This is a genomic window from Vibrio sp. V30_P3S12P165 (genome assembly GCF_009904905.1).
Classification (GTDB): domain Bacteria; phylum Pseudomonadota; class Gammaproteobacteria; order Enterobacterales; family Vibrionaceae; genus Vibrio; species Vibrio fujianensis.
Genome location: NZ_WXWH01000041.1, coordinates 55,075 through 81,399, shown reverse-complemented (window position 1 = coordinate 81,399; position 26,325 = coordinate 55,075). Strand labels below are relative to the sequence as shown.

At 43.0% G+C, this 26,325-nt stretch carries 26 protein-coding genes; 20 read left to right on the top strand and 6 right to left on the bottom strand.

Annotated features, from left to right (window positions below):
- Positions 1–14: 14 nt before the first annotated feature.
- From oadA to luxS, 7 genes are all read left to right on the top strand, one after another.
- Complete coding sequence (gene oadA / locus CAG57_RS09185) at positions 15–1,796, top strand: sodium-extruding oxaloacetate decarboxylase subunit alpha (RefSeq protein WP_161426863.1); 1,782 nt, start codon at positions 15–17, stop codon at positions 1,794–1,796.
- A gap of 9 nt (positions 1,797–1,805) precedes the next feature.
- On the top strand, positions 1,806–2,936 hold the full coding sequence (locus CAG57_RS09180; protein ID WP_099611790.1) for a sodium ion-translocating decarboxylase subunit beta: 1,131 nt from the start codon (positions 1,806–1,808) through the stop codon (positions 2,934–2,936).
- Positions 2,937–3,137: 201 nt separating this feature from the next.
- A complete protein-coding gene (locus tag CAG57_RS09175; protein ID WP_161427578.1) occupies positions 3,138–4,088 on the top strand; it encodes an NADP-dependent oxidoreductase in 951 nt (316 codons plus the stop codon).
- Between the two features lie 6 nt (positions 4,089–4,094).
- Positions 4,095–4,544 (top strand): YqaA family protein, encoded by a 450-nt coding sequence (locus CAG57_RS09170; protein ID WP_099611792.1) that lies wholly within the window; start codon positions 4,095–4,097, stop codon positions 4,542–4,544.
- A 9-nt stretch (positions 4,545–4,553) separates the two neighbouring features.
- Positions 4,554–7,406: a M16 family metallopeptidase gene (locus CAG57_RS09165; protein WP_161427579.1), complete on the top strand. Its 2,853-nt coding sequence runs from the start codon at positions 4,554–4,556 to the stop codon at positions 7,404–7,406.
- Between the two features lie 216 nt (positions 7,407–7,622).
- Complete coding sequence (gene gshA, locus CAG57_RS09160; RefSeq protein WP_161427577.1) at positions 7,623–9,191, top strand: glutamate--cysteine ligase; 1,569 nt, start codon at positions 7,623–7,625, stop codon at positions 9,189–9,191.
- 98 nt (positions 9,192–9,289) lie between these two features.
- On the top strand, positions 9,290–9,808 hold the full coding sequence (gene luxS, locus CAG57_RS09155) for an S-ribosylhomocysteine lyase (protein WP_099611795.1): 519 nt from the start codon (positions 9,290–9,292) through the stop codon (positions 9,806–9,808).
- A 73-nt stretch (positions 9,809–9,881) separates the two neighbouring features.
- Here the strand turns inward: luxS and CAG57_RS09150 are convergent, their stop codons facing one another.
- Together CAG57_RS09150 and CAG57_RS09145 are read right to left on the bottom strand one after the other, a co-directional pair.
- Positions 9,882–11,159, bottom strand: a complete 1,278-nt coding sequence (locus CAG57_RS09150; RefSeq protein ID WP_161427576.1) for an HlyC/CorC family transporter — start codon at positions 11,157–11,159, stop codon at positions 9,882–9,884.
- Positions 11,160–11,210: 51 nt separating this feature from the next.
- Positions 11,211–12,005 (bottom strand): cytochrome C assembly family protein, encoded by a 795-nt coding sequence (locus CAG57_RS09145; protein WP_099611796.1) that lies wholly within the window; start codon positions 12,003–12,005, stop codon positions 11,211–11,213.
- Between the two features lie 212 nt (positions 12,006–12,217).
- On the opposite strand from CAG57_RS09145, the gene ffh reads away from it, so the two are divergent.
- The 5 genes from ffh (at position 12,218) to rplS (ending at position 15,814) form a co-directional block, all read left to right on the top strand.
- Positions 12,218–13,594, top strand: coding sequence for a signal recognition particle protein (ffh, locus tag CAG57_RS09140; protein ID WP_161427177.1), 1,377 nt, complete (start codon positions 12,218–12,220; stop codon positions 13,592–13,594).
- Between the two features lie 233 nt (positions 13,595–13,827).
- Positions 13,828–14,076 carry a 30S ribosomal protein S16 gene (gene rpsP, locus CAG57_RS09135; protein ID WP_099611797.1) on the top strand — a complete coding sequence of 83 codons (249 nt, stop codon included), beginning with the start codon at positions 13,828–13,830 and terminating at the stop codon, positions 14,074–14,076.
- Positions 14,077–14,094: 18 nt separating this feature from the next.
- A complete protein-coding gene (rimM, locus tag CAG57_RS09130) occupies positions 14,095–14,649 on the top strand; it encodes a ribosome maturation factor RimM (protein WP_099611798.1) in 555 nt (184 codons plus the stop codon).
- Positions 14,650–14,675: 26 nt separating this feature from the next.
- Entirely contained in the window at positions 14,676–15,419 is a 744-nt protein-coding gene (gene trmD, locus CAG57_RS09125) for a tRNA (guanosine(37)-N1)-methyltransferase TrmD (RefSeq protein ID WP_099611799.1), read from the top strand.
- A 41-nt stretch (positions 15,420–15,460) separates the two neighbouring features.
- Positions 15,461–15,814 (top strand): 50S ribosomal protein L19, encoded by a 354-nt coding sequence (rplS, locus tag CAG57_RS09120; RefSeq protein ID WP_099611800.1) that lies wholly within the window; start codon positions 15,461–15,463, stop codon positions 15,812–15,814.
- A gap of 90 nt (positions 15,815–15,904) precedes the next feature.
- Here the strand turns inward: rplS and degS are convergent, their stop codons facing one another.
- The 3 genes from degS to zapG form a co-directional block, all read right to left on the bottom strand.
- The gene (degS, locus tag CAG57_RS09115) at positions 15,905–16,966 is read right to left on the bottom strand and encodes an outer membrane-stress sensor serine endopeptidase DegS (RefSeq protein WP_161427178.1); all 1,062 of its coding nucleotides are present in this window, start codon (positions 16,964–16,966) and stop codon (positions 15,905–15,907) included.
- Between the two features lie 238 nt (positions 16,967–17,204).
- Positions 17,205–18,572, bottom strand: coding sequence for a Do family serine endopeptidase (locus CAG57_RS09110; RefSeq protein WP_099611801.1), 1,368 nt, complete (start codon positions 18,570–18,572; stop codon positions 17,205–17,207).
- A gap of 152 nt (positions 18,573–18,724) precedes the next feature.
- Positions 18,725–19,177, bottom strand: coding sequence for a Z-ring associated protein ZapG (gene zapG, locus CAG57_RS09105; protein ID WP_161430633.1), 453 nt, complete (start codon positions 19,175–19,177; stop codon positions 18,725–18,727).
- Between the two features lie 151 nt (positions 19,178–19,328).
- On the opposite strand from zapG, the gene zapE reads away from it, so the two are divergent.
- From zapE to sspB, 8 genes are all read left to right on the top strand, one after another.
- Complete coding sequence (gene zapE, locus CAG57_RS09100) at positions 19,329–20,432, top strand: cell division protein ZapE (RefSeq protein ID WP_161430630.1); 1,104 nt, start codon at positions 19,329–19,331, stop codon at positions 20,430–20,432.
- Between the two features lie 221 nt (positions 20,433–20,653).
- Positions 20,654–21,082 carry a 50S ribosomal protein L13 gene (gene rplM / locus CAG57_RS09095; protein ID WP_099611805.1) on the top strand — a complete coding sequence of 143 codons (429 nt, stop codon included), beginning with the start codon at positions 20,654–20,656 and terminating at the stop codon, positions 21,080–21,082.
- Between the two features lie 15 nt (positions 21,083–21,097).
- Positions 21,098–21,490: a 30S ribosomal protein S9 gene (rpsI, locus tag CAG57_RS09090; protein ID WP_078925572.1), complete on the top strand. Its 393-nt coding sequence runs from the start codon at positions 21,098–21,100 to the stop codon at positions 21,488–21,490.
- Between the two features lie 378 nt (positions 21,491–21,868).
- Entirely contained in the window at positions 21,869–22,462 is a 594-nt protein-coding gene (petA, locus tag CAG57_RS09085) for a ubiquinol-cytochrome c reductase iron-sulfur subunit (RefSeq protein WP_161427231.1), read from the top strand.
- Positions 22,462–23,727, top strand: coding sequence for a cytochrome b (locus tag CAG57_RS09080; protein WP_099611807.1), 1,266 nt, complete (start codon positions 22,462–22,464; stop codon positions 23,725–23,727). The genes petA and CAG57_RS09080 overlap by 1 nt, the downstream gene beginning before the upstream one ends.
- Positions 23,724–24,461, top strand: a complete 738-nt coding sequence (locus CAG57_RS09075) for a cytochrome c1 (protein WP_161427230.1) — start codon at positions 23,724–23,726, stop codon at positions 24,459–24,461. The genes CAG57_RS09080 and CAG57_RS09075 overlap by 4 nt, the downstream gene beginning before the upstream one ends.
- A 100-nt stretch (positions 24,462–24,561) precedes the next feature.
- Positions 24,562–25,197: a stringent starvation protein SspA gene (sspA, locus tag CAG57_RS09070; RefSeq protein WP_099611809.1), complete on the top strand. Its 636-nt coding sequence runs from the start codon at positions 24,562–24,564 to the stop codon at positions 25,195–25,197.
- 10 nt (positions 25,198–25,207) lie between these two features.
- Positions 25,208–25,660 (top strand): ClpXP protease specificity-enhancing factor, encoded by a 453-nt coding sequence (sspB, locus tag CAG57_RS09065; protein ID WP_099611810.1) that lies wholly within the window; start codon positions 25,208–25,210, stop codon positions 25,658–25,660.
- Positions 25,661–25,738: 78 nt separating this feature from the next.
- On the opposite strand, the gene CAG57_RS09060 is transcribed toward sspB, so the two are convergent.
- Positions 25,739–26,323, bottom strand: a complete 585-nt coding sequence (locus tag CAG57_RS09060; RefSeq protein WP_161427229.1) for a BON domain-containing protein — start codon at positions 26,321–26,323, stop codon at positions 25,739–25,741.
- Positions 26,324–26,325 lie beyond the last annotated feature (2 nt).

Here is a 26,325-nt window from a genome sequence, read left to right as displayed (position 1 = left end):
AGGAGTTAATGAGCATGTCTAAAGCACTTGCTATTACCGATGTGGTGTTAAGAGACGCCCATCAATCATTATTTGCGACGCGCATGCGTCTTGAAGATATGTTGCCTATTGCAGCAGAGTTGGACAAAATCGGCTATTGGTCGTTAGAAACTTGGGGTGGGGCTACCTTTGATGCGTGTATTCGATACTTGGGAGAAGATCCTTGGGAGCGTCTGCGTGCGCTAAAAAAAGCGATGCCCAATACCCCAATGCAGATGTTATTACGAGGGCAGAACCTGCTTGGTTATCGCCATTACGCGGATGATGTGGTTGAGAAGTTTGTCGAGCGTGCTCACGTTAATGGGATGGATGTATTCCGTATTTTTGATGCAATGAACGATGTACGCAACTTTCAGCAAGCGATCAAAGCAACGGTCAACGTTGGTGCACATGCTCAAGGAACGCTCTCTTATACCATTAGTCCAGTCCATAATACAGAAACTTGGGTTGATCTGGCGAAGCGATTAGAAGATCTTGGCTGTCACTCATTATGTATTAAAGACATGTCAGGACTTTTAAAACCTTATGAAGCGGAAGAGTTAATATCGCGGATTAAAGCATCGTGTGATGTTCCTCTTGCTTTACATTGCCATGCGACAACTGGATTATCAACGGCAACCGCAATAAAAGCGGTAGAAGCTGGGGTGGATATCCTTGATACTGCCATTTCGTCAATGAGCCAAACCTATGGACACACGCCAACGGAAACGGTGGTTGCTATGTTGCAAGGGACAGCACGAGATACCCAGCTTAATCTTGAACATCTTGCGCCTATTGCAGCGTATTTCCGTGACGTTCGTAAAAAATACGCCCAATTTGAAGGACAACTAAAAGGGGTTGACTCGCGAATTTTGATTGCTCAAGTCCCGGGTGGTATGTTGACTAATATGGAAAGCCAACTAAAAGAACAAGGCGCTGCAGAGCGTCTCGATGAGGTGTTGGAAGAAATTCCTCGTGTTCGGCAAGATCTTGGTTACATCCCTTTAGTTACACCAACATCTCAAATTGTTGGTACTCAAGCGGTGATTAATGTTTTAACTGGTGAGCGCTATAAAAGTATAACCAAAGAAACTGCCGGGGTACTGAAAGGAGAATATGGGGCAACACCTGCTGAAGTGAATCAAGATCTACAGGCGCAAGTGTTAAAAGGAAGTAAAGCCATTACTTGCCGCCCTGCTGACTTGCTTCAAGATGAAATGACACATTTAACCACGGAATTATTAGCTAAAGCTAAAGAGGATGGTATTTCATTAGCGCAAGAGACCGTGGATGATGTACTGACTTATGCTTTATTCCCTCAAGTCGGACTTAAATTTCTAAAAAACCGTCATAACCCCAATGCATTTGAACCCGCACCGGGATCTGAAACGGTCGAATCTGCCGCAGCTCCTGTAGTAAAAGATTCTGTACCGAGTATCGAAACCTATAGTGTCAAAGTTGACGGGCAAGTGTATCAAGTAGAAGTGGGTCCCCAAGGTCAAATTAGCTCGGTGACCGCTAGTCAGTCTACAGCGACAACTTCTGCTCCTGTTCCGGCCTCAGCAGCTGAAGCTGTGCCCGCTCCTCTTGCCGGAAATATTTTTAAGGTTCAAGTTCAACCTGGAAGCGAAGTGGTTGAAGGTGATGTGCTGGTTATTTTAGAAGCGATGAAGATGGAAACCGAAGTTCGGGCTGCGCGTAGTGGTGTTGTTCAAGAGCTGCATGTGAAGGAAGGGGATGCAGTGACAGTCGGTGCGCCGATCTTAAGTTTGGCATAAGGGTGTAACATGGACGGATTATTAACCCTGTGGCACGAAACAGGGATTGCTAACTTTACGCTTGGCCAAATCATGATGATTCTTATCGGCTGCGTATTGCTTTTTTTAGCCATACGTAAAGGTTTTGAACCTCTATTGCTGTTACCGATTGGGTTTGGAGCTATCTTGGCAAATATTCCTAATGCCGGTTTTACTGAGCCGGGTGGGTTGTTGTACTACGTGTACTATATTGGGATCGAATCGGGTATTTTCCCGTTGTTGATTTTTATGGGCGTGGGCGCAATGACCGACTTTGGTGCTTTGATTGCCAACCCTAAAACCTTGTGGTTAGGTGCCGCTGCACAGTTCGGTATTTTTGCAACATTATTTGGTGCGATCATGCTTAACTATGTGCCAGGAATGGAGTTTTCGTTAGCTGATGCTTCGTCAATAGCCATTATCGGTGGCGCTGATGGTCCGACAGCTATCTTTTTAGCCAGTCAACTATCACCGAAGTTATTAGGAGCAATCGCAGTTGCTGCGTACAGTTATATGGCATTGGTTCCTATCATTCAGCCACCGATCATGAAGGCATTAACTACACCACAAGAGCGTCAGATTAAAATGGCTCAGTTGCGTCATGTAGGGAAAACGGAAAAAATTATTTTTCCGCTGCTCGTGTTACTGATGGCCATTTTGTTCCTACCTTCGGCTACGCCATTGGTTGGAATGTTCTGCTTGGGGAATTTAATGCGTGAAGCCGGTGTGGTTGAGCGCTTATCGAAAACGGCACAAAATGAACTGATTAATATTGTTACTATCTTCTTAGGTCTTGGAGTGGGTTCAAAACTTCAATCCGATCAATTCCTTAATATTTCGACCTTAGGTATTTTAGTGCTTGGTGCTGTCGCATTTAGTATTGGTACTGCAGGGGGAGTTTTGATGGCAAAAGTGCTCAATAAATTCTCTAAAGAAGATATTAACCCATTGATAGGTGCTGCCGGAGTTTCTGCTGTACCAATGGCGGCGCGTGTTGTTAATAAAGTCGGGTTAGAAGCTAACCCACAAAACTTTTTATTGATGCATGCTATGGGGCCAAATGTTGCTGGCGTGTTAGGCTCGGCGGTTGCGGCTGGGATTTTATTAGCTTTAGTCGGCTAAATAAGGGCATTTTAGGGTTGAGCGTTAATGACGATTGACGATAGTGTATTAAGTGATGTCGTTGTCGCGCGGTAGCGATGCTTGACTCGCTTGTCGCCTGCCTGCAATTCCAAGTTGTTTGGGTATAGTAATAAAATGATATATATTCAAAGGGATGCTTTAGCATCCCTTTTTTCATCACCAGCCACAGGGACTTAGAATATGGATAATAAGCAGATTGTCATCACCCAATTTGGTGGGCCAGAAGTGCTCGCTATTCAGTCATCACCAATTCCAGAGCCTCAGGAAGGAGAAGTGTTGGTTAAAGTCGCTTTTACCAGTATTAATCCTATTGATACTAAAACTCGAGCTGGACTGGGTTGGGCTGCTGCGCAAAATCAAGATAAATTACCTTGGGTTGCTGGATATGACATCGCAGGGCAGGTGGTGAAAGTTGGACAGGGTATTTCAGCGCTTGAAAAAGGGATGAACGTCGCGGGGTTTGTGGGTTTTCCTCTCCGTGGGGGTGGTTATAGCCAATATCTTTGTGTTCCTGAAAGAGAGCTGAGTATCGTGCCCGATTCCGTTACGCTAGAAGCGGCTGCGGCATTACCCCTTGCAGGACAAACTGCGGCGCAGGCATTGAGTAAAGCTCAAATTCAAGAAGGTGAACGCGTGTTAATTTTAGCGGGAGCCGGTGGAGTCGGACATATTGCATTGCAAGTAGCGATAGCCGCTAAAGCCGAAGTGTATACCACGTGTAGTGAAAGTAACCTTGATTACCTCGCGACGTTAGGGGCTCATGCTATTAACTATCAATTTGCTCCAGTTTCACAACGTTTGGAAGCGGTGGATGTTCTGATCGACCTTGTGGGCGGAGATGCGGCATTGGATGCGCTTAAATGCCTTAATGATCATGCTCGTGTGGTGAGTGTGCCAACATTAAGTGCGGAATTAATCTGTGAAAAGGCGAAGATGTTAGGCTTTCAGGCAACCGGTATGTTAGTTGATCCAAACCCTGAGCAGTTAGATACCTTGTTATACATGGTCAGTGTTGGTTTATTAAAAGTGGAAATTCAACACGTTTACCCAATGGATCAAGTTCGTCAAGCACATGAGCAGATGGAAACTGGGCATACGCGCGGTAAAATTTTGCTTAATATGCAGAGTTAGCATATCTTGGCGATTGACCTTACTCAGATTGCTCAGTTCTTTTCAGAATCGGCACTATGGGTGCTGTTTTTTGTTAGTTTTCTTAGTGCCACTCTGTTACCGGGTGGTTCTGAAGCTATACTATTGGCCACTTTTTCGATTCAGACATTTTCTCCTATAACCATTATTATGATTGCCACCTTCGGGAATACGTTAGGGGGGATGACTAATTATTGGCTAGGTTGGCTGTTGCCTAATCGAACTCAACAAGAAAAACAGGGTCATAAAGCACTACGATGGTTAAATAAACATGGTTATTGGGCTCTATTGTTGAGTTGGTTACCCATTATTGGTGATCCGCTTTGTTTAGCCGCTGGATGGTTAAGAATGAAAAGCTTCCCCGTATTGAGCATGATTATGCTTGGTAAGGCTTTCCGTTATATCATGCTGGGGGCATTTTTTTATGGTTTTTTCTAAGGAGTTATGATGAAAAAACTTTGGCTAGGTTTGATTACGTGTATTGCGTTGTACGGTTGTACATCTTCAACATCACTTCCCTTTTTCTCATCTTTACCCGATGGCGTCACTTTAATCGAGCAAGTGGATACCCAGTCCGATACGGTGGGCATTCCTTATCGTAAATACCAACTTTCGAATGGGTTAACGGTAATTTTATCCCCCGATCATTCCGATCCTCTTGTGCATGTGGATATGACTTATCATGTGGGATCAGCAAGAGAAGAGGTGGGTAAATCTGGCTTTGCTCACTTTTTTGAACATATGATGTTTCAAGGCTCAAAGCATGTTGCCGATCAAGAGCACTTTCGTTTGATCACAGAGGCGGGCGGCTCCTTAAATGGCACCACAAATCGAGATCGAACCAATTATTTTCAAACCGTTCCTGCGAATCAATTGGAAAAAGTACTGTGGTTAGAGTCAGATCGCATGGGCTTTTTGCTTGAAGCGATTTCACAGCGTAAATTTGAAATTCAGCGAGACACGGTTAAAAATGAGCGAGCGCAAAATTACGATAATCGTCCATATGGTTTGATTTGGGAAAAAATGTCAGAAGCGCTTTATCCAGAAGGCCATCCTTATTCTTGGCAAACGATAGGTTATGTGGAAGATTTAGATCGAGTTGATGTGAATGATCTTAAGGCTTTCTTCTTACGTTGGTATGGGCCAAATAACGCGGTATTGACGATCGGGGGGGATATTGATATTGCACAAACCTTAGCCTGGGTAAACCGTTATTTTGGATCTATACCTAAAGGCCCACAGGTTGATAGTGCCCCTAAACAGCCCGTTCATTTAAAGCAAGATCGCTATATTACTCTTGAAGATCGAATTCAGCAGCCGATGGTTGTGATCGGTTGGCCAACCGCTTATCAAGGCGCAGAGCAGCAAGCTTCACTCGATACGTTAGCGCAAGTATTAGGCAGTGGTAGTAATAGCTTGCTCTATCAAAATTTAGTGAAAACCCAGCAAGCGGTTGATGCTGGGGCATTTCAAGACTGTGCAGAGTTGGCTTGTACGTTTTATGTCTACGCAATGGCTCCATCAGGTGAACAGTCGCAATTAGCACCACTATATCAAGCATTGATGGATACTTTGCAGCAGTTTTCTCGGCAAGGCGTCAGCAACTCGCGGTTAGCGCAGATCAAGGGTCAAGCAGAAGCTAATGCGATTTTTGCTTTGCAAAGTGTACAAGGGAAGGTGAGTCAGTTAGCCAGTAATCAAACATTTTATGGTCAACCGGATCGCATTGAGCAGCAGTTAAATCAGTTGCGGGCCGTTTCTTCTGATTCTATCACGAAGGTGTTTCAGCAGTATATTGACCAGCATCCCAAAGTGACATTAAGCGTGGTTCCCAAAGGGAAAACAGAATGGGCCGTCCAACGTGCTACATTTGTTACCCCTAAACGACAGCTCCCTGAATATAAAAAAATAACAGAGGAGCAGTTAGCGTATCGTCATGTTAATGATTCGTTTGATCGCTCTATCATTCCCGATGCCGCTCAAGCCGTTCAAATAGAGATGCCTGTACTTTATGACTGGTATTTTGATAATGGCTCAGAGTTATTAGGAACAAAGATGACCGAGACGCCAACCGTGCTAATCGACATACGGCTTCCCGCCGGAGAACGTCATGTTGAGGTTGGAAAAGAAGGACTTGCCCATTTAACGGCCGCTCTGTTAGAGCAAGACTCTGCGCAACGAAGTGTAGAAAAAATTCAAGCTGAACTCGATAAACTTGGGTCGGTGATTCGAATTAATGCAGGTTCGTATGCAACCAATATCACCATCTCTAGCTTGAAAATGTACCTACCAGAAACCTTAGCCGTGGTTGAAGAGCGGTTATTAAGTCCAGGGTTTAATAAGCAAGATTTTTCACGTATTCAACAACAGATGATGCAAGGCATCGTCTATCAACATCAGCAACCCAGTTGGTTAGCCGCTCAAGCGACGCGTCAAGTGCTGTTTGGCCACTCGGTATTTGCGCGTTCAAGTGAGGGCACGACGGCCTCTATCGCGGCGCTTACACTTGATGATGTTAAGGATTTCTATCGTCAGCATTATACCCCTAATGGAGCGAAAATCGTTGTTGTCGGTGATATTGATCGCCAAGAGGTGGTAAAACAACTAACATTTTTTGCCCGATGGCACGGGGAGCCAGCTCCGATGATCAATCCTCAAGTCATTGCACCTTTGAGCGAACAAAAAATTTATGTGGTAGATAAACCAGGAGCACCACAAAGTGTCGTTCGTTTTGTTCGTAAAGGATTGCCTTTTGATGCGACAGGGGAACTCTACCTTAGCCAATTAGCAAATTTTAATTTAGCGGGTAACTTTAATAGCCGACTCAACCAAAACCTACGTGAGGATAAAGGCTATACCTATGGTGCTAGCGGCTATTTTACTGCTAACCGAGAAATCGGTGCAGTGGTCTTCAACGCACAAGTGCGAGCGAATGTGACCGTTGACTCAATCAAAGAGATCCAGCAAGAGTTAGCGCATTTTAGTCAACAAGGCTTAACAGATAAAGAAATGGAATTTCTACGCCTTGCGGTTGGACAGCAAGATGCTTTGAGTTATGAGACGCCCTCTCAAAAAGCTCAGCTCATCAGTCAGATTTTGACTTATAACCTCGATCGAGATTATTTACAGCAACGCAATCAATTGGTTCATCAGGTCGATAAAAGCACGTTAAATCAATTAGCGAAGAAATGGTTTCAGCCACAGGATTATCAAATTATTGTGGTTGGGGATATGAAAAAACTGAAGTCGCAATTAGAAAAGTTAGCAATTCCTATAGAAGAGCTTGAAATCATCCGTTAGAGTACGCATATATCCAAGTAATGGCACAGGGAATAGTATTTATTTGGCTGCTTGCTACTCATTTCGAGGCATTGTTGAACTCAGTGAGTTGCACGAGGAAAAGTCAGTTGCTCAACGCTAGGTCATCGAGGAAGCCGGTGGTTTAGCATTTTATTTGCAAGAGACAAGTTACGCTCAGCTGCATTTCAAACATAACCAATATAAGCGAATCTCATTTTGACTAATTTTGCTGCGCGACTTAAACGAGTTGCTAACCAACCTGAAATCTTTCAACAGTTCAGCCGTGGGGTTGAACGTGAAACCTTACGCTACACAGCCGACGGTGCTATTGCCCAAACCCCTCATCCACAAAGTCTCGGTTCCCCATTAACACATCGCTGGATAACAACCGATTTTGCTGAATCACTGCTTGAATTTATTACGCCCGTTTCTCATGATGTTTCAACTTTAATGGCTCAGCTTGCTGACGTTCACCATTTTGCTCAGAGTCAAATGGGAAGTGAAAAGTTGTGGCCGTTATCAATGCCTTGCTACGTTGGTTGTGAAGATGATATCCAACTGGCTCAGTATGGCCGTTCAAATTCAGGTCGAATGAAAACGCTCTACCGCATGGGGTTAAAGCAGCGTTATGGCAGCCTTATGCAAATTATTTCTGGGGTTCATTTTAACTTTTCATTTCCAGATACCTTTTGGGATGCCCTGTATGGCGAACAGACAGAAGAAGATCGCCAAGAGAGTCAATCAGCGGCATATTTTGCAATGATTCGTAACTATTATCGTTTTGGATGGTTGATTCCTTATTTCTTTGGGGCGTCACCAGCCTTATGTTCTTCTTTTATTCAAGATCGTAAAACCGATCTACCGTTCGAATCTATTGGTAAAACCCTTTATTTACCTTATGCAACCTCATTGCGTTTGAGTGACTTAGGGTATACCAATCATGCGCAAAGTGTTTTGAAAATTGGTTTCAACCACATTGAGCAATATTTGGCAGGGTTAAACCAAGCAATCAGAACGCCTTCCGAGCAATTTGCCAAAATCGGGATTAAAGTCGATGGGGAATATCGACAATTGAATAGCAATATCCTACAAATTGAAAATGAGCTGTATGCACCTATTCGTCCTAAACGAGTGGCAAAAGCGGGTGAAAAACCGTCCGATGCTTTAGCGCGTGGTGGGGTGGAATATATCGAAGTTCGTTCGCTGGATGTGAATCCATTTAGTCCGATAGGGATTACCGAGCAGCAGATTCGCTTCCTGGATCTCTTCCTTACATGGACTGCATTGTCCGATTCTGATCCTATGGATAATTGTGAACTGGAATGCTGGCGTGATAACTGGCGCAAAGTGGTATTAGAAGGACGCAGGCCTGGTCTTGAGTTGAAAATAGGTTGTCATGGCGAAAAGTTAACGTTAGCGTCGTGGGCAAAGCGTGTATTCGCTGATCTAACCATAATTGCTGAGCAGATGGATAAAGCTAATGGTGATACTGCTTATCAAGAGGTTTGCCAACAATTAGTTGATTGGATTGATCATCCAGAAAAAACGTTATCAGCTCAAATTCTTCAGCAAACTCTCAAAATGGGGGGATTGGGTAAGGTTGGTCGTAGCTTGGGTGAGGCCTATCAACAGATAAATCTAAATCATACTTATCAGATTTATTCAGCAGTAATCATGGAGCAAGAAGCTAGACGTTCATTGGATGCTCAGTACACGATAGAACAACAAGAAACTCAGACTTTTGACCAGTTTTTATGCGCCTATTTTAGTTATTTAACAGAATAAACTTGCAAGCTAAAACCGGTTGTTAGCCAGGTTGCTACCCTTATGATCTACGAAAACAAAATAGTCTCGTTTAGGGATAGATTCAAGGAGAGAAGTATATGCCATTGCTAGATAGTTTTACGGTTGACCACACACGAATGCAAGCGCCCGCGGTACGCGTGGCTAAGACGATGCAAACACCGAAAGGCGACACAATTACGGTGTTTGATTTGCGTTTTACGTTGCCCAATAAAGCGATTTTATCTGAAAAAGGAATTCACACGCTAGAGCATTTGTATGCTGGATTTATGCGGGATCACTTAAATAGTGATGCCGTGGAAATTATCGATATTTCACCGATGGGATGTCGAACCGGCTTTTATATGAGCTTAATTGGTCGACCTAGTGAAGAGCAGGTTGCCCACGCCTGGCTGGCCGCAATGCACGACGTTCTTAAGGTTGAAAGCCAAGATAACATTCCTGAGCTGAACGAATATCAATGTGGTACGGCTGCTATGCATTCTTTATCTGAAGCTAAAGCGATTGCTAAGCAAGTTATTGATGCCGGAATCCAAGTCAATAAAAATGATGAGTTAGCTTTACCCGCAGCGATGCTTAACGCCTTAAAAATTGACTGATTGAATTGTCTCTGAGATAAAAAGGCTTGGTCTTATGTGACCAAGCCTTTTTGTTTGAAATCGTGCACGAAATCTATTGCGCTTTTTTGACTTTACGAGGAAAAACGCGCACCAGTTTAATGCGATTTTCTTCTAGCTCTATAATTTCCATGGGGTGGTTGGCAACTTTGACGCTTAAATGGTTTTCTGGGATCTCTTCAAGATGTTCTAAAATCAAACCATTCAATGTTCTTGGGCCATCCGTTGGAAGGTTCCATTTCAAACTCTTATTAATATCTCGAATATTCGCACTGCCTTCAATTAAGAAACTGCCATCCCCCTGTGGTGTGATCTCTTCCGCCAGACTAGGAGACATTGAGGTGGTAAATTCACCAACGATCTCTTCTAAAATATCTTCTAATGTTACTAAGCCGATAATGTCGCCGTATTCATCAACAATAAGCCCAATGCGCTCTTTATTGCGTTGGAATTTCAGTAACTGCACATTTAACGGCGTACCTTCAGGAATGAAATAAACTTCATCAGCGGCCCGAAACAATCGTTCTTTATTGAATTCATTTTTTTCGAGCATCAAGCGGGCGGCTTCTCGCAGGCGCAGCATACCAACTGCTTCATCAATATTATCGCGGTATAGTACGACTCGCCCATGTGGGGAGTGGGTTAACTGCCGGATGATGGATTTCCAATCATCGTTAATATTGATGCCGGTGATTTCATTTCGAGGGATCATAATATCATTCACCGTGACATGTTCGAGATCGAGAATGGATAGCAACATATCTTGGTGGCGGCGAGGGATGAGTCGGCCAGCTTCATTGACTATTGTGCGCAGTTCATCGGAACTGAGTGGATCATCACCACCATGCTTCGCTCGAACGCCAAGTAAGCGTAAAAAACCGTTAGTGATCAAGTTGACAAAAATCACTAACGGTGCCATCAGCTTCATAAGTAGAGTTAGAACAATGCTGCTGGCGTAAGAAACACGCTCAGGATAAAGCGCCGCCAATGTTTTTGGGGTCACTTCAGCAAACACTAATACCACTAAGGTGAGTGCTCCGGTGGCAATGGCCACGCCAATATTGCCATACAAACGCATCCCGATAATGGTAGCGATGGCGGAAGCGAGAATATTAACTAGATTATTGCCGATTAAAATAAGACCAATTAAGCGGTCTGGGCGGCTGAGTAATCTTTCAACGCGTTGTGCTCCTTTATGTCCGGTACTTGCTAGATGCTTTAAGCGGTAACGGTTAAGAGCCATCATCCCTGTTTCTGAGCCTGAGAAGTAGGCTGAAATAACGATAAGACACGCGAGTAGCGCAAATAAGATACCCGTTGAGATGTCGTCCAAAACGCACTGTTTCCTTATATAAAATTAAAATGAACAATGATCCGTGTGATCTTATCTGAGAATAATTTCTCTGACAAAACGGCTGCCGAAATAGGCCAAGGTTAATAGTGTGGCTCCCGCAATCGCAAACCAAGTAACTTTACGTCCACGCCAACCTTTTTGATAATGTCCCCACAGTAAAACGGAATACACAATCCAAGCAATAAAAGACAAAATGCCTTTATGGGCTTTCCCTTGAGCAAACATATCTTGAACAAAAAACAATCCGGTTAATAATGTTCCCGTTAACAGTAGGTTACCAATTAGAATGATTTTAAATAAGTGCCGTTCAACCATCATCAATGGAGGAAGATTTGGATTAATGGATAACCCTTTTTTCTTCTTTAATTTATAGTCAAGCCACGCCAGTTGTAGCGCATAAAGAGCCCCAATCGACAACGTTGAGTAGGAAAATAACGCAAAAGAGATATGCACCATTAATTTGGGATCATGTTCTAAATGGGTAATAAAGGTACTAGGAAGAAATGCCGCTAAGGATAAGTTGATCGCCGAGAAACTATATACCACCGGCAGTAAAAACCACAGACGAGCTTTAAACATCGCTAAACTCATCACCAAAGAAATAATAAAGCTGATCAATGAGGCGACATTAAGAATACTCAGGTTCTGACCGGAGCTGTGTAAAATTAGCCCGACGAGTAACCAGGCATGAAAAAAGAGCCCCAATGCGGCACTAATAAAAACAGTTTTTGCTTTGACGCCTGTTTGATTGACCAGTCCTGGGACAATGGCTGCAATCGACAAAAAATATAAAACAGCGGCAACGATAGCGATTAGGTTATCCATACTTGTCACAAAATTGGTTGCTCAATTAAAGAATTATACCTTGCTAAGCCTCAATGGGCTACGTTGGATCGTTATCGTTTTTAAGTGTTGAGATATTGCCGTATAACCCAATCTTATAAAGAAACCCGTTTGTTACTCCGCAATGGGTATGCCTAGCCAATAGGCTAAGGTATACTCAAGAGTATTGATCGCCTAATCGCGAAGAGAAAAAAATGTTTGAGAATTTAACAGATCGATTATCTAACACGCTGAAAAATATCAGTGGTAAAGGGCGTCTTACTGAAGACAACATCAAAGACACCTTACGTGAAGTTCGTATGGCCTTACTTGAGGCCGATGTTGCATTGCCTGTGGTGCGAGAATTTGTCAGTCGAGTGAAAGAAAGCGCGGTTGGCGTTGAGGTTTCTAAATCCCTTACCCCTGGTCAAGAATTTATTAAGATCGTCCGTCAAGAACTCGAAGCGGTAATGGGGGCGGCTAATGAGGCTTTAAATCTAGCAGCTCAACCACCAGCGGTGATTTTAATGGCTGGCCTGCAAGGGGCAGGTAAAACCACCAGTGTCGGTAAACTTTCTAAATTACTGAAAGAGCGCGATAAGAAGAAAGTCTTGGTGGTTTCTGCTGACGTATATCGTCCGGCAGCAATTAAACAACTTGAGACACTAGCCAGTGATCTAGCGGTGGATTTCTTCCCCTCTTCAGCCGATCAAAAACCGATTGATATCGCCACGGCAGCGGTTGAGCACGCCAAGAAAAAGTTTTATGACGTTTTGATTGTTGATACCGCAGGTCGTTTAGCGGTCGACGAACAAATGATGGGTGAAATTCAAGCATTACATCAAGCCATAAACCCTGTTGAAACCTTATTTGTGGTTGATGCCATGACAGGGCAAGATGCAGCGAACACCGCTAAAGCCTTTGGTGATGCACTACCATTGACTGGCGTCATTCTTACTAAAGTTGACGGTGATGCACGGGGTGGGGCGGCGTTATCTGTCCGTTATATCACAGGTAAACCCATTAAATTCTTAGGGGTTGGTGAAAAAACGGATGCCTTAGAACCTTTCCATCCTGATCGCGTCGCCTCTCGGATCTTAGGTATGGGCGATGTGTTGTCGCTGATCGAAGATTTACAGCGTAATGTTGACCATGAAAAAGCAGAAAAACTAGCGAAAAAATTCAAAGAGAAAAAGGGCTTTGATTTAGAAGATTTTCGTGAGCAACTTGGGCAAATGCAGAATATGGGTGGCATGATGGGCATGTTAGACAAGCTGCCGGGTATGTCTCAGCTTCCTGCCGGTGTTAAAGATAAAGTTGATGACCGGATGTTTAAACAGATGGAAGCTATCATCAATTCGATGACCATGAAAGAGAGACAAAATCCTGATTTAATCAAAGGCTCGCGCAAAAAACGTATCGCCGCAGGTTCTGGAACCCAAGTGCAAGATATAAACCGGTTGCTTAAACAGTTTACCCAAATGCAGAAAATGATGAAAAAAATGCAAAAAGGCGGCATGAAAGGCATGATGCGTAATATGCAAGGCATGATGGGAGGTGGTTTTGGTGGTGGTGGTTTCTTTGGCCGTTAAGCTTGGTGAATAAAATGAGCTTGAACAGTAGATTAAGAATCTTTTATTAAACTGCTAACACGCTCACAGTAATTGTTGTTGGGTTTTGGTGGTGAAAAATTGGCTAAAGCCCTTGCAAAGCCTCGGAATAAGAGTAAAATTCCGAGGCTTTATTTTGGCACGAGACCCCAAACTGTTTTTAATCGAATAGTTGCTGGGGTTAATTTTATTTTTGAGAAAGCAAAGAGGACGACATGGTAACCATTCGTTTGGCACGTCACGGCGCTAAAAAGCGTCCATTTTATCAAATCGTTGTAGCAGACAGCCGCAACGCTTCTACTGGCCGTTTTATCGAAAAAGTAGGTTTCTTTAACCCTACCGCAACAGGTCAAGAAGAAGGCCTACGTGTTGATCTAGATCGCGTGAACCACTGGGTATCACAAGGTGCATCTTTATCAGATCGCGTAGCTAAACTAGTAAAAGACGCTCAAAAAGCGGCTTAATTCAATCATGACTAGTTTATGTCGATGGAAGGCAAAAAAATAATGAGCAAGCAAAGCGAAAAAATTGTTGTAGGCAAGTTTGGTGCTTCTTATGGCATTCGTGGCTGGCTTAAAGTTTTGTCCTACACAGACAACGCTGAAAGCATTTTTGATTATAGCCCTTGGTTAGTAAACCAAAAGGGCGAATGGGTAGAATACAAAGTAGAAAGTTGGAAACGCCATAACAAAGGTTTGGTGGTAAAACTTCAAGGGCTTGATGTTCGTGAAGATGCAAACCTACTGACTAACTTTGAAATTTCAATTAATCCAGCTGCATTACCTGAATTGTCAGAAGATGAGTTCTACTGGCGGGAATTGTTTGGCATGCGAGTGGTAACAACACAAGGTTATGATCTTGGTGAAGTTATCGATATGTTAGAAACTGGCTCCAACGATGTTTTGGTAGTGAAAGCAAATCTAAAAGATGCTTTTGGACAAAAGGAACGATTAATTCCGTTTCTTGAAGAGCAAGTGATCAAACACATTGATCGCACCGCTCAACGGATCGAAGTTGACTGGGATCCTGCGTTTTAACTCTGAATCGATAAGGCGAAGAACACATGTGGGTTGGGGTTATCAGCCTATTTCCTGAAATGTTCCGTAGCGTGACGGATTTTGGAGTAACAGGCCAAGCGGTAAAAAAAGGCTTATTATCTATTGAAAGTTGGAATCCTCGTGATTTTACAAGCGATAAACGTCGCACTGTAGACGATAAACCATATGGTGGTGGTCCAGGCATGTTAATGATGGTGCAACCTTTGCGTGATGCCATTCATGCCGCTAAAGCCGCTGCACCGGGTAAGACGAAAGTGATTTATCTCTCTCCCCAAGGTCGTAAACTCGATCAGCAAGGAGTCGAAGAGTTGGCTAACAATGATAATTTATTACTCATTTGTGGCCGCTATGAAGGGATAGATGAGCGCATTATAGAATCAGAAGTTGATGAAGAATGGTCAATCGGTGATTTTGTAATGACCGGGGGAGAAATCCCAGCGATGACGTTGATCGACTCGGTTTCTCGGTTTATACCGGGAGTCTTAGGCGATTTTGCGTCAGCAGAAGAAGATTCTTTTGCGAATGGCTTATTGGATTGCCCACACTATACGCGCCCTGAAGTATTGGATGGCAGAGCAGTACCAGCGGTACTGATGTCTGGCAATCATCAGGATATTCGTCATTGGCGACTCAAACAGTCGTTAGGTCGAACTTGGCTAAGAAGACCAGAGCTCCTGGAAAACCTAGCTCTGACTGACGAACAGGAACAATTATTGGCCGAGTTTATTAAAGAAACTCATCACCAGTAACCTATTAAATTTAGTATCAGTTTATTCTAGGAATTTAAAAAATGAGTAATATCATCAAGGCTCTAGAACAAGAGCAAATGAAGCAAGACCTACCTAAGTTCGCACCAGGTGATACTGTTGTGGTTCAAGTTAAGGTAAAAGAAGGTGACCGTGAGCGTCTACAGGCCTATGAAGGTGTTGTAATCGCAATCCGTAACCGTGGTCTACACTCAGCGTTTACCGTTCGTAAAATCTCTAACGGTGAAGGTGTTGAGCGTACGTTCCAAACTCACTCTCCAGTTGTTGATAGCATTGAAGTGAAACGCCGTGGTGCAGTACGTCGTGCCAAATTGTACTACCTACGCGATCGCTCTGGTAAAGCTGCTCGTATTAAAGAGAAGCTTGCTAAGAAGTAATGCTAGAACTCGCGTTCTCATAAAAAACGGAGCCATTAGGCTCCGTTTTTTTATACTAATTATCGGCTTATTAATTATCGGACGTAATGGTTATTCTCTAGTATCTTCCGCGATAGTGACGGGGACAATGATTTCTTGACCTTTACGAAGCAGAGTAAATTCAACTGCGGTGCCTGGACGTAAATCCGTAACTGTATCCATCACACTTTGCCGACCATTAATTTTTTGTCCATCGATTTTCAAAATGATATCACGAACCATAAACCCTGCTTTTGCCGCAGGGCCAGTTGGATCGACACCCAAAATCACGATGCCACCAATATGTTCGCTACCCAGTAATCGCGAGGTGACGGAATTAATATCTTGCCCATCCACACCGATATAACCACGGATAACCCGTCCATCGGCAATGATTTTTTCCATAATTTTATGTGCAAGATCGAAAGGGATGGCAAATGAAATACCGTAGGTTTCAAGATCTGTTGCTTGTTGAAAAGAAGCGGTATTAATTCCAACTAACTCACCTTGGGTATTAACCAAAGCTCCGCCTGAATTGCCCTCATTAATAGCCGCATCGGTTTGAATAAAGGCTTGTCTGCCATCTGCGCTAATCGATGAACGTCCCGTTGCAGAAATAATACCAAAGGTAGTCGTTTGCCCTAAGTTATAAGGATTTCCAATCGCTAAAACGACGTCGCCGACTTTAGCTTGGTAGTGAGGGTTTTGTGGAATAACGGGTAAGTTATTACCTTCTATTTGTAAAATTGCAATATCTGTGCGGCGATCTTGCCCGACTAACTGAGCCGCTGCGATACGACCATCTTGCAAGGCGACGATAATTTGATCCGCTTGAGCGATGACATGATAATTGGTAATAAGGTAGCCTTTTTCATTCACAATAACTCCGGAGCCTAACCCTTGGGTGGATAGCTTACTTCGGTCACTTTCTGAATATTTTCGGCTATAGATATTGACGACGGCAGGAGCGGCTCGTCGCACGGCCTCATTAAAGGAAAGTTGCAATGAACCTATGTGTGTTGGAACTTCACTTGCTTGAGGAAAAATAGGGGCACGTAAAGAGGGAACGGCGAGAATCACCACAATGGCAGCAAGCAAGCCAAATCCAACAGAACGAACCAGAAATTTCAGCATGTTTTCCCCAAATCAATAAAGTGTTATAAGACGAGTTTAACCCATATAGATAGGTTATATTAGTCAAAAAGTCTGTTGGTAGTAATACGCTTTGGTTGCGCATCAATAGCTATTTTCCCACCAATACAGTTTGACAGAGTTGATGGGCCGGTATTAAACATGAAGAATAACATTGCTTAGAAAAATCACAAAAGGGCAGTATAACCCTGCCCTTTGTTGTATGTTATTTATCCACTTTTTACCGAACAACAAGATAGATAGTCCGATCACCTCGCTGAATATTAAGCGCTAATATTGAGGGAGATTTATCTAAAATTGCACGCAACTCTGCAATGTTTCTGACTCGTTGACGGTTGACTCCTATAATAATGTCGTCTTTTTGAATTTGATAAGCTTCCGCCGGAGATCCTTTTTCGACTTGAGTAACTTTCACCCCTTGGATGACATCATTTTCTGTCGTATTAGTGAGTTCTGCACCGGACAGCCCTTGGTGTAGGTTATCAGCTTTGGTTTTACTATTAGCTTGCTCACCAAGCGTGACATGGTAGGTCTTTTCTTTACCGTCACGAATGACACCGAGTTTAACCTGCTTACCTGCGCCTAATGTTGCAATCGTGGCTCTCAGTTCTGAAAAAGTATCCACTTTTCGACCGTTAATTGAAACGATAATATCACCGGCTTTTAAACCAGCTTTGTCTGCGGCGCTGTCTGGTACCACTTGGCTGACAAAAGCGCCTTTACTGGATTCGTAACCTAAAGCATCGGCTAATTCCGAAGATACCTCTCCACCTTGAACCCCTAGCATGCCACGTTTTACTTCACCAAATTCTAAGATTTGGTCGGTGAGGTTCTTCATCATATTGGCTGGAATTGCAAAACCAATTCCAACATTCCCGCCATTCGGACCAAGAATGGCGGTGTTAATACCAATTAATTCACCGTTTAGGTTGACTAATGCTCCGCCAGAGTTGCCGCTGTTGATCGCCGCATCGGTTTGAATGAAGTTTTCAAAGTTTTCAATGTTTAATCCGCTGCGACCCAGAGCAGATATAATGCCGGAAGTGACCGTTTGCCCTAGACCAAAAGGGTTACCGATTGCAACGGCAAAATCACCGACCCGTAGTGCGTCTGAGTCTGCAATCGGCATTTGAGTGAGTGATTTAGCCTTATTGAGTTTTAGCAGCGCGATATCTGCCATTTGATCGCCACCAACCAGTTCCGCATCAAACTCTCGGCCATCATGCAGTTGGACTCGAATTTTTTCCGCACCATTAATCACATGATAATTGGTCACGACATGACCTTGTTTAGCATCAATAATAACGCCGGAGCCCAACCCTCGGAAAGGGCGCTCACGGAACTGTTCGGTAGGGAAATCTGGGCCAAAGAAAAAGCGAAATTGATCGGGAATACGCTGGCGAGAAACCTGAGTTCCTTCAACTGCGATACTAACCACTGCGGGGGTGATTTTTTCTAGCATCGGGGCTAGGCTTGGTAATTGCTCACCTTGTACAGAGAGAGGCAACGCAGCACTGACTTGTAACGGGGTGATGAGAGAACTTAAACTTAAGGTTAATGCTGTGAAAACAAGCAAAGGTTTTTTCATCGTAACACTCCTCAATGAATTAAAGCCTGATGTCGTTTATATGTGTCTTTTTATAAAAACTTCAACAGACAGAATGAGAGTTATGACTTAAAAACCTTTGCAAAGTTCATTACTTTTTACTGCGCTTTGGCCGTACTTTAATTAAAGCAAGGCTAGTTCGTTTTACTGCTGATCACCTCTGAAGAGTGAAGGATGGCTTTTTCTTCATTTTTTAATAAGCCTGTCGCACCTAATGCATAATCCTTAGGGGGCTGTTCTAGATTTTCCTCGTTATCTTCTGATATTGCTGTGTCTTTATTTTGCTGCGCAATTTTTTTTAAAAATGGATTATCTTGCTCTGGGAGATTAGAAAGCAGCTCTGAAGAGGATTTTGTCATATGCTGATAGAGTTTGGTGTAATCTTTTCCCAGTATATCGAGCATTTCTGCCGTATGAGCAAAATGATCCGCTAGCTCTTGACGTTGCTGTTCCATGGCAAACTTTGTGTTATCCAATTCTTTTTGTAGAGATTTCTGATTTTTATAGTGTGGTGTGGTAAGACGAGCAATGACAATCCCAACCACCATCCCCACTAATAGCCCGACAACGGCATAGATCCAAGGCATAACGACTCCTTATTGTTGTTATTTAACATGTTTTTTACTAGCTGGTTACACATGCTTGTGAGACATGTTACTATGAGAGCTCTATTGGATAAAGTAAAATGCATGTGCGCTAGATGGCAGTTTCTGCCCTTTATAGATGTAGTAGACAGTCATGACACCGAAACAACGATATGAACAAGATCTAAAACGCTCCGGTTTTCAACAAGATGATTCGCAAGCTCGTGCGATTGATGCACTGGATTCTCTCTATCATCAATTGATGGAATTTTTCTCCAAGTCAGTGATAAAACCATCCTTTTGGCAGCAATGGTTTGGAAAAAAAACAGCAACGCTACCCGCTCCAAAAGGGCTTTATTTTTGGGGGGGCGTAGGGCGTGGCAAAACCTATTTGATGGACACCTTTTTTGATGCGTTACCCAGTGAACACAAAATGCGAGTTCATTTTCATCGTTTTATGTATCGAGTACATGATGAACTGAAACAACTGCAAGAGGTCAGTGATCCGCTGGAGCGGGTTGCTGATAAATTTAGTCAGGAAGCCACAGTGATCTGCTTCGATGAATTTTTTGTGTCAGATATTACTGATGCAATGATCTTGGCAACGTTATTACAAGCCTTATTTAAACGAGGGGTTGTGTTAGTGGCAACGTCTAATATTCCTCCTCATGAATTGTATCGTAATGGCCTACAGCGAGCTCGTTTTCTCCCCGCGATAGATTTAATTGAAGAGTATTGCTTGGTGTTTAATATTGATAATGGTATCGATTACCGATTAAGAACATTAACTCAAGCTGAAATTTATCACTATCCTCTTGATCAAAAAGCACAAGACAACCTGAATAATTACTACAAGCAATTAACCAGTAGAGATAAAAACACAGGCAATGAAATTGAGGTTAACCACCGCCAGATATCGGTTCTCCAAGCTAGTGATGGGGTTCTTTTTGCCACTTTTGCGCAACTATGCCAAACGGCTCGTAGTGCAAATGATTATATTGAGCTATCACGCCTTTATCATACGGTATTATTGGCTGAGGTGAAGCAAATGGGAGCATTATCTGACGATGCTGCTCGACGTTTTATTGCTTTGGTAGATGAGTTTTACGAACGCCACGTTAAATTGATTATTTCTGCGCAAGTGTCATTAGATAAATTGTACACAGAAGGGCGACTCAATTTTGAATTTAAACGTTGTCAATCCCGATTAATTGAAATGCAAAGCTATGATTATTTAGCAAAACCACATCTACCATAACAAAGAAATAAAAAGCAGCTGAGGAAGAATTTTTTGTGTTTTTACACAAAAAAAGGTGATTTTTTCTGCGCTCTTCTCTATAATCCTGCGACCCACCGTTACTGCAGGTCTTTTTAGGCCGAGAGTGCCATCCACTCGAAGGGGTGATGTCTGGGCTCTTAGACAGTGGGAGCAAATGTGCTCCTTTAAGTGTAAATTTTAATTAACGGGTTATTATTAGCATGAAAACTTTCGTTGCTAAACCAGAAACTGTAAAACGCGACTGGTATATTGTAGACGCTGAAGGTAAAACTCTTGGTCGTCTAGCAAGTGAAATTGCATCTCGTCTACGTGGCAAACACAAAGCTGAGTACACTCCACACGTTGACACTGGTGATTACATCATCGTGGTTAATGCGGAGAAAGTTACTGTAACTGGTAACAAGGCTAAAGACAAAATGTACTACCGTCACTCTGAGTTCCCAGGTGGCCTAAAATCTTTCAGCTTTGAAAAGCTGATCGAACGTAAGCCTGAAATGGTACTTGAGCTAGCGGTTAAAGGTATGCTTCCACGTGGTCCTCTAGGCCGAGCTATGTACCGTAAGCTAAAAGTTTACGCTGGCGCTGAGCACAACCATGCTGCTCAACAACCAAAAGTACTAGACATCTAATTGGGGATTTCGGAAATGGCAGAGAATCAATACTACGGCACTGGCCGTCGCAAAAGCTCAGCTGCGCGTGTTTTCATTAAACCAGGCAGCGGCAACATCGTAATCAACAAGCGTAGCCTTGATGAATACTTCGGTCGTCCAACTTCTCGTATGGTTGTGAAACAACCTCTAGAGTTAGTTGAAATGACAGAGAAACTTGATCTATACATCACTGTTAAAGGTGGTGGTATTTCTGGTCAAGCAGGTGCTATCCGTCACGGTATCACTCGCGCTCTGATGGAATACGATGAATCTCTACGTCCTGCTCTACGTGCAGCTGGCTATGTGACTCGCGATGCTCGTCGCGTTGAACGTAAGAAAGTTGGTCTACGTAAAGCACGTCGTCGTCCACAATTCTCTAAACGTTAATCTTTTCAAGATTATTGTTTTTCAACTTCGGTTGAATTGTGGTTGCAAAGCTCGGTTTTATACCGAGCTTTTTGTTTTTTTATTTCCTCTATATTCCTTTCCAGTATGCTAGCCTTCGTGGATATTGCTCCACGTTACTTTGTTATCCATTCCATTTGGTTATTAAACTCGCCGTATTCTTTTGAGTCGGGCCTCTTTATGTGACTTCACATACGAATTATTTGATGAATGTTAATAAAAGGTAGCTTTATCTTGTCAAAAAGTGGGGTTTTATTTATCATTTGCTATCAAATAAATACAACTAATTAGTATTTTTGTTAGCCATGCTCTTAAACGGAATAGCAGCAATCCATAAGGAGCAAGTGGGAGAATGTCTGGATGAGCAATGCGCCTTTAAATCATGGTCGCAGACGGTTCTTAACTGCAACAACAGCCGTTGTCGGTGGTTTAGGAGCAGTCGCAGTGGCTGTACCCTTTATTAAATCTTGGAATCCAAGTGCAAAAGCGAAAGCAGCAGGGGCTCCTGTTGAAGTCGATGTGAGTAAACTCGAAGAAGGGCAAATGGTTCGTGTCGAGTGGCGAGGCAATCCAGTATGGGTCGTTCGGCGTTCGCAAACGATTGTCGATAGCCTTAAAAATCATGATACACAGTTGCGAGATCCAAACTCTCAGGAACAGCAGCAGCCAGATTACGCACAAAATACTTACCGTTCGATTAAACCAGAATATTTTGTTGCAGTAGGAATTTGTACTCATTTAGGTTGCTCACCCACTTATTTACCTGATTCATTTAATGAGCAAGTTAAAGGGGTAAGAGCTGGTTTTTTCTGCCCTTGCCATGGCTCTAAGTTTGATATGGCAGGCCGTGTATTCCAAAGTGTACCTGCACCACTCAATTTGGTTGTCCCTAAACACATGTATCTTAGTGAGACTCAAATAATTATCGGCCTAGATGAAAGTGGGGAGGCATAATGCAAGCGCTACTTGATTGGGTGGAAAAACGCATACCGGCTATGAATGCGTATAAAAAACACCTTTCTGAATACCCAATGCCAAAGAACTTTAACTTTTGGTATTTATTTGGCTCTTTAGCGATGTTGGTGTTGGTTAACCAGCTTTTAACCGGCATCTGGCTCACTATGAATTATGTTCCTTCCGGTGATGGTGCCTTTGCATCGGTTGAATATATTATGCGAGATGTTGAGTATGGTTGGTTGTTGCGCTATATGCACTCAACAGGAGCTTCGGCTTTTTTTGTCGTGATTTATCTGCATATGTATCGCGGTCTGATTTATGGTTCGTACCAAAAACCACGAGAATTATTGTGGATTTTTGGCATGCTGATCTTCCTTGTGTTGATGGCAGAAGCTTTTATGGGCTATTTATTACCTTGGGGGCAAATGTCGTATTGGGGCGCTCAGGTGATTATTTCACTATTCGGCGCAATACCTGTGATTGGCGATGACCTTACCTTATGGATTCGCGGAGATTATGTGATCTCTGGAGCAACACTTAACCGCTTTTTTGCCTTACATGTGATAGCGTTGCCGATTGTACTATTATTGCTTATTGTGTTGCACATCTTGGCGTTGCATGAGGTTGGTTCAAATAACCCTGATGGCATTGAGACCAAATTGCCTAAAGGGGCAATGGGCGAGCATTATCAGTCACAGTTTAAATTCCACGAATATTATACCAAGAAATACGACATCATTGATTCAATTCCTTTTCACCCTTATGGTACGGTGAAAGATCTTATTGGTGTCGCGGGTTTCCTATTTCTATTTTGTTACGTTCTGTTCTTTAATCCGGAGATGGGGGGATATTTTCTTGAGCCGCCTAACTTCGAAGCTGCTAACCCATTAAAAACACCGGAACATATTGCTCCTGTTTGGTATTTCACGCCCTTTTATGCCATTTTGCGTGCTGTTCCTGATAAGTTGCTTGGTGTCATTGCAATGGGGGCATCCATCGTTATGCTGTTTTTATTACCATGGCTGGATCGCTGCAAAGTCCGTTCGTACCGCTATCGTAGTAAATTTCATTTAATTAATATTATTCAATTCACCATCAGTTTTATTGCCTTAGGGATATTAGGCGCTTTACCTGCAACACCAACCTATACATTGCTAGCTCAGCTGTTTAGCTTAGGCTACTTTATGTTCTTTGTTTTGTTGTTCTTCTACAGCAAAAATGAGGCAACGAAGCCGCTACCAACGAGGGTGACATTCAAATGAAAAAATGGATTGTAATGTTGTTTGCACTGTTACCTTCATTAGCCATAGCTGCTGGAGTTAATGTCGTGTTGGATAAAGCGAACAATGATTTACGCGATAAAGCTTCACTGCAAAATGGTGCCAAGTTGTTTATGAATTACTGCTTTGGTTGCCATGCAACACAATATCAGCGTTATGAACGCGTGGCGGACGATCTTGGTATCCCGCATGATCTAATGAAAGAAAACTTGATTTTTGATCCACAAACAAAAATTGGTCAGTTGATGATTAATGCGATCCCTGAAAAGTCGGCCGCACAATGGTTTGGATCACCACCACCAGATTTAACCTTGGTTGCTCGAGTTCGAGGGGTAGATTGGCTGTACACTTACCTACGTTCTTTTTATGTCGATCCAAGTCGACCTTTTGGCGTGAATAATATTGTCTTTCCTAGTGTTGGAATGCCTCATGTGCTTGAAGAGCTGCAAGGAACGCCAGAACCCATTTTTGCTACTCATAGCGTAGATGACGAAGTAGTGAAAACGGTCGTTGGGATTAAGTCGAAAGGTAATGGTGAGTTGAATGCGGAAGAGTATGATAATGCGGTTCGTGATTTGGTGAATTTTTTGGAGTACTCCGGTGAGCCGGTCAAATTAGAAAGACAAACATTAGGTTGGTGGGTAATGGGGTTTCTGGTGTTATTCGCGATAGTTGTGATTGCCTTGAAGAAAGAGTATTGGCGTGATGTGCACTAATTGTGCTATTATGCCATGCTAATTTTTGATTCATCGAATCATCAATGGAGGCTAAGCCTCCATTGTTTTTTATATTTGTAAGTGTGTGCTGGAGGGCTCCATGGCTGTAGCTGCCAATAAACGTTCTGTGATGACTCTATTTTCAAGTGCGTCTGATATGTATAGCCATCAGGTACGTATTGTGCTGGCCGAAAAAGGTGTCAGTGTTGAAGTTGAACTGGTTGATGAAGATAACCTACCAGGTGAACTGATTGAACTGAATCCATACAAGTCGGTCCCTACTCTAGTTGACCGTGAGCTTGCGCTTTATGACTCAAAAATCATTATGGAATATTTGGATGAGCGTTTTCCTCATCCACCCCTGATGCCAGTTTATCCAGTGGCTCGTGGTAATAGCCGTCTTATGATCTATCGTGTAGAAAGAAACTGGTATTCACTGGCGGAAAAAATTGTTAATGGTAATGCGAGTGAAGCGGAAGCAGCACGTAACAAATTACGCAATGATCTTCTTACTCTAGCTCCCGTATTCGCCGAGTATGAGTATTTTATGAGTGAAGAATTTAGCCTTATTGACTGTTATTTAGCGCCGCTGCTATGGCGTTTACCTGTCTTAGGGATTGAATTAATTGGTCCGGGCTCAAAAGAGCTGAAAGTTTATATGAATCGCGTATTCGAACGTGACTCATTCCTTGCTTCGCTAACCGAAGCAGAGCGTGAGATGCGCCTGTCTCGTTAATAGGTGTGTGATGAATATTGAACAAATGACACCTCGTCGACCATTTATACTTCGTGCCTTTTACGATTGGTTACTCGAAAATGAATTAACCCCGCATTTGGTTGTCGATGCGACCTTAAATGGTGTTCGAGTGCCGATGGAATACGTGCAAGATGGGCAAATCATTTTGAATGTGGCTCCTCGTGCTGTAGGCAATTTGGAGTTGGGTAATGATGAGGTCACCTTCAGTGCTCGATTTGGTGGTCGACCTCAGTTGGTGATTGTGCCCTTGTATGCGGTACAAGCGATCTATGCACGTGAAAACGGCGCTGGAACAATGTTTGATCCTGAACCTGCTTACCAACAGGTGCTTGATGAGATCAATCATGATAATTCCGCTGAAGACGTTGACCGTTCTGAACACTCATCGATTGATGAATCTCCTAAGCCTCAAGGTAGGCCGAGTCTTCGGGTGATTAAGTGATTGAAATAAAAAAGCAGCAATGACGCTGCTTTTTTATTTGGTTGAGCTAATTATAACCTGATCGAAACGAGCACCCATTTAATCAGCATATTCAAACGCTTTAATGACCTGTTTAACTCCAGATACGTGGCGCGCAACATCGGTAGCAATCTCTGCATGCTCTCGAGTGATATAACCAAATAAGAATACTTCGCGATCTTCCGTGATAACGGAAACTTTTACCCCATTGAGTTCGGATTTTGCTAATAAAGCGGATTTGACTTTGGTTGTTACCCAGCTGTCGTTACTGATTTTAGCAAAAGAAAGAGGCTCTGTTATTCTGACTTGATCGTGTAATTTATTCACCCCTTTTATTTGCTTGGCTTGCTGGATAAATTGATTGAGTAATTCAGTATTGAGCGATTGGCCGATTAGCACGACTGATCCTCGAAATGCATAAGCCGTAATACGCATTTCTCCTCGATATGGTGGTTTGTTACTTAGCCCGGTGATCTCGAGCGCGAGATCCTGATCTTGCCAGATTTCAGTTGTTGTACGAGGATCGGTTGCGATATTAACGGTGGTCGCTGCTCCTGCGACAAAGAGTCCGGCACAGCCAGACAGGATCGGAAGGATTAATAGTATTGGCAATAGATATAAGTGGAAAAACCGTAAATTTTTCATGA

Bases quoted from the DNA above. Each gene is read 5' to 3' on its own strand.
- oadA (WP_161426863.1), top strand. From the start codon at position 15: ATGTCTAAAGCACTTGCTATTACCGATGTGGTGTTAAGAGACGCCCAT.
- CAG57_RS09180 (WP_099611790.1), top strand. From the start codon at position 1,806: ATGGACGGATTATTAACCCTGTGGCACGAAACAGGGATTGCTAACTTT.
- CAG57_RS09175 (WP_161427578.1), top strand. From the start codon at position 3,138: ATGGATAATAAGCAGATTGTCATCACCCAATTTGGTGGGCCAGAAGTG.
- CAG57_RS09165 (WP_161427579.1), top strand. From the start codon at position 4,554: ATGAAAAAACTTTGGCTAGGTTTGATTACGTGTATTGCGTTGTACGGT.
- luxS (WP_099611795.1), top strand. From the start codon at position 9,290: ATGCCATTGCTAGATAGTTTTACGGTTGACCACACACGAATGCAAGCG.
- CAG57_RS09145 (WP_099611796.1), bottom strand. From the start codon at position 12,005: ATGGATAACCTAATCGCTATCGTTGCCGCTGTTTTATATTTTTTGTCG.
- ffh (WP_161427177.1), top strand. From the start codon at position 12,218: ATGTTTGAGAATTTAACAGATCGATTATCTAACACGCTGAAAAATATC.
- rpsP (WP_099611797.1), top strand. From the start codon at position 13,828: ATGGTAACCATTCGTTTGGCACGTCACGGCGCTAAAAAGCGTCCATTT.
- rimM (WP_099611798.1), top strand. From the start codon at position 14,095: ATGTCGATGGAAGGCAAAAAAATAATGAGCAAGCAAAGCGAAAAAATT.
- trmD (WP_099611799.1), top strand. From the start codon at position 14,676: ATGTGGGTTGGGGTTATCAGCCTATTTCCTGAAATGTTCCGTAGCGTG.
- rplS (WP_099611800.1), top strand. From the start codon at position 15,461: ATGAGTAATATCATCAAGGCTCTAGAACAAGAGCAAATGAAGCAAGAC.
- degS (WP_161427178.1), bottom strand. From the start codon at position 16,966: ATGCTGAAATTTCTGGTTCGTTCTGTTGGATTTGGCTTGCTTGCTGCC.
- CAG57_RS09110 (WP_099611801.1), bottom strand. From the start codon at position 18,572: ATGAAAAAACCTTTGCTTGTTTTCACAGCATTAACCTTAAGTTTAAGT.
- zapG (WP_161430633.1), bottom strand. From the start codon at position 19,177: ATGCCTTGGATCTATGCCGTTGTCGGGCTATTAGTGGGGATGGTGGTT.
- zapE (WP_161430630.1), top strand. From the start codon at position 19,329: ATGACACCGAAACAACGATATGAACAAGATCTAAAACGCTCCGGTTTT.
- rplM (WP_099611805.1), top strand. From the start codon at position 20,654: ATGAAAACTTTCGTTGCTAAACCAGAAACTGTAAAACGCGACTGGTAT.
- rpsI (WP_078925572.1), top strand. From the start codon at position 21,098: ATGGCAGAGAATCAATACTACGGCACTGGCCGTCGCAAAAGCTCAGCT.
- petA (WP_161427231.1), top strand. From the start codon at position 21,869: ATGAGCAATGCGCCTTTAAATCATGGTCGCAGACGGTTCTTAACTGCA.
- CAG57_RS09080 (WP_099611807.1), top strand. From the start codon at position 22,462: ATGCAAGCGCTACTTGATTGGGTGGAAAAACGCATACCGGCTATGAAT.
- CAG57_RS09075 (WP_161427230.1), top strand. From the start codon at position 23,724: ATGAAAAAATGGATTGTAATGTTGTTTGCACTGTTACCTTCATTAGCC.
- sspA (WP_099611809.1), top strand. From the start codon at position 24,562: ATGGCTGTAGCTGCCAATAAACGTTCTGTGATGACTCTATTTTCAAGT.
- sspB (WP_099611810.1), top strand. From the start codon at position 25,208: ATGAATATTGAACAAATGACACCTCGTCGACCATTTATACTTCGTGCC.
- CAG57_RS09060 (WP_161427229.1), bottom strand. From the start codon at position 26,323: ATGAAAAATTTACGGTTTTTCCACTTATATCTATTGCCAATACTATTA.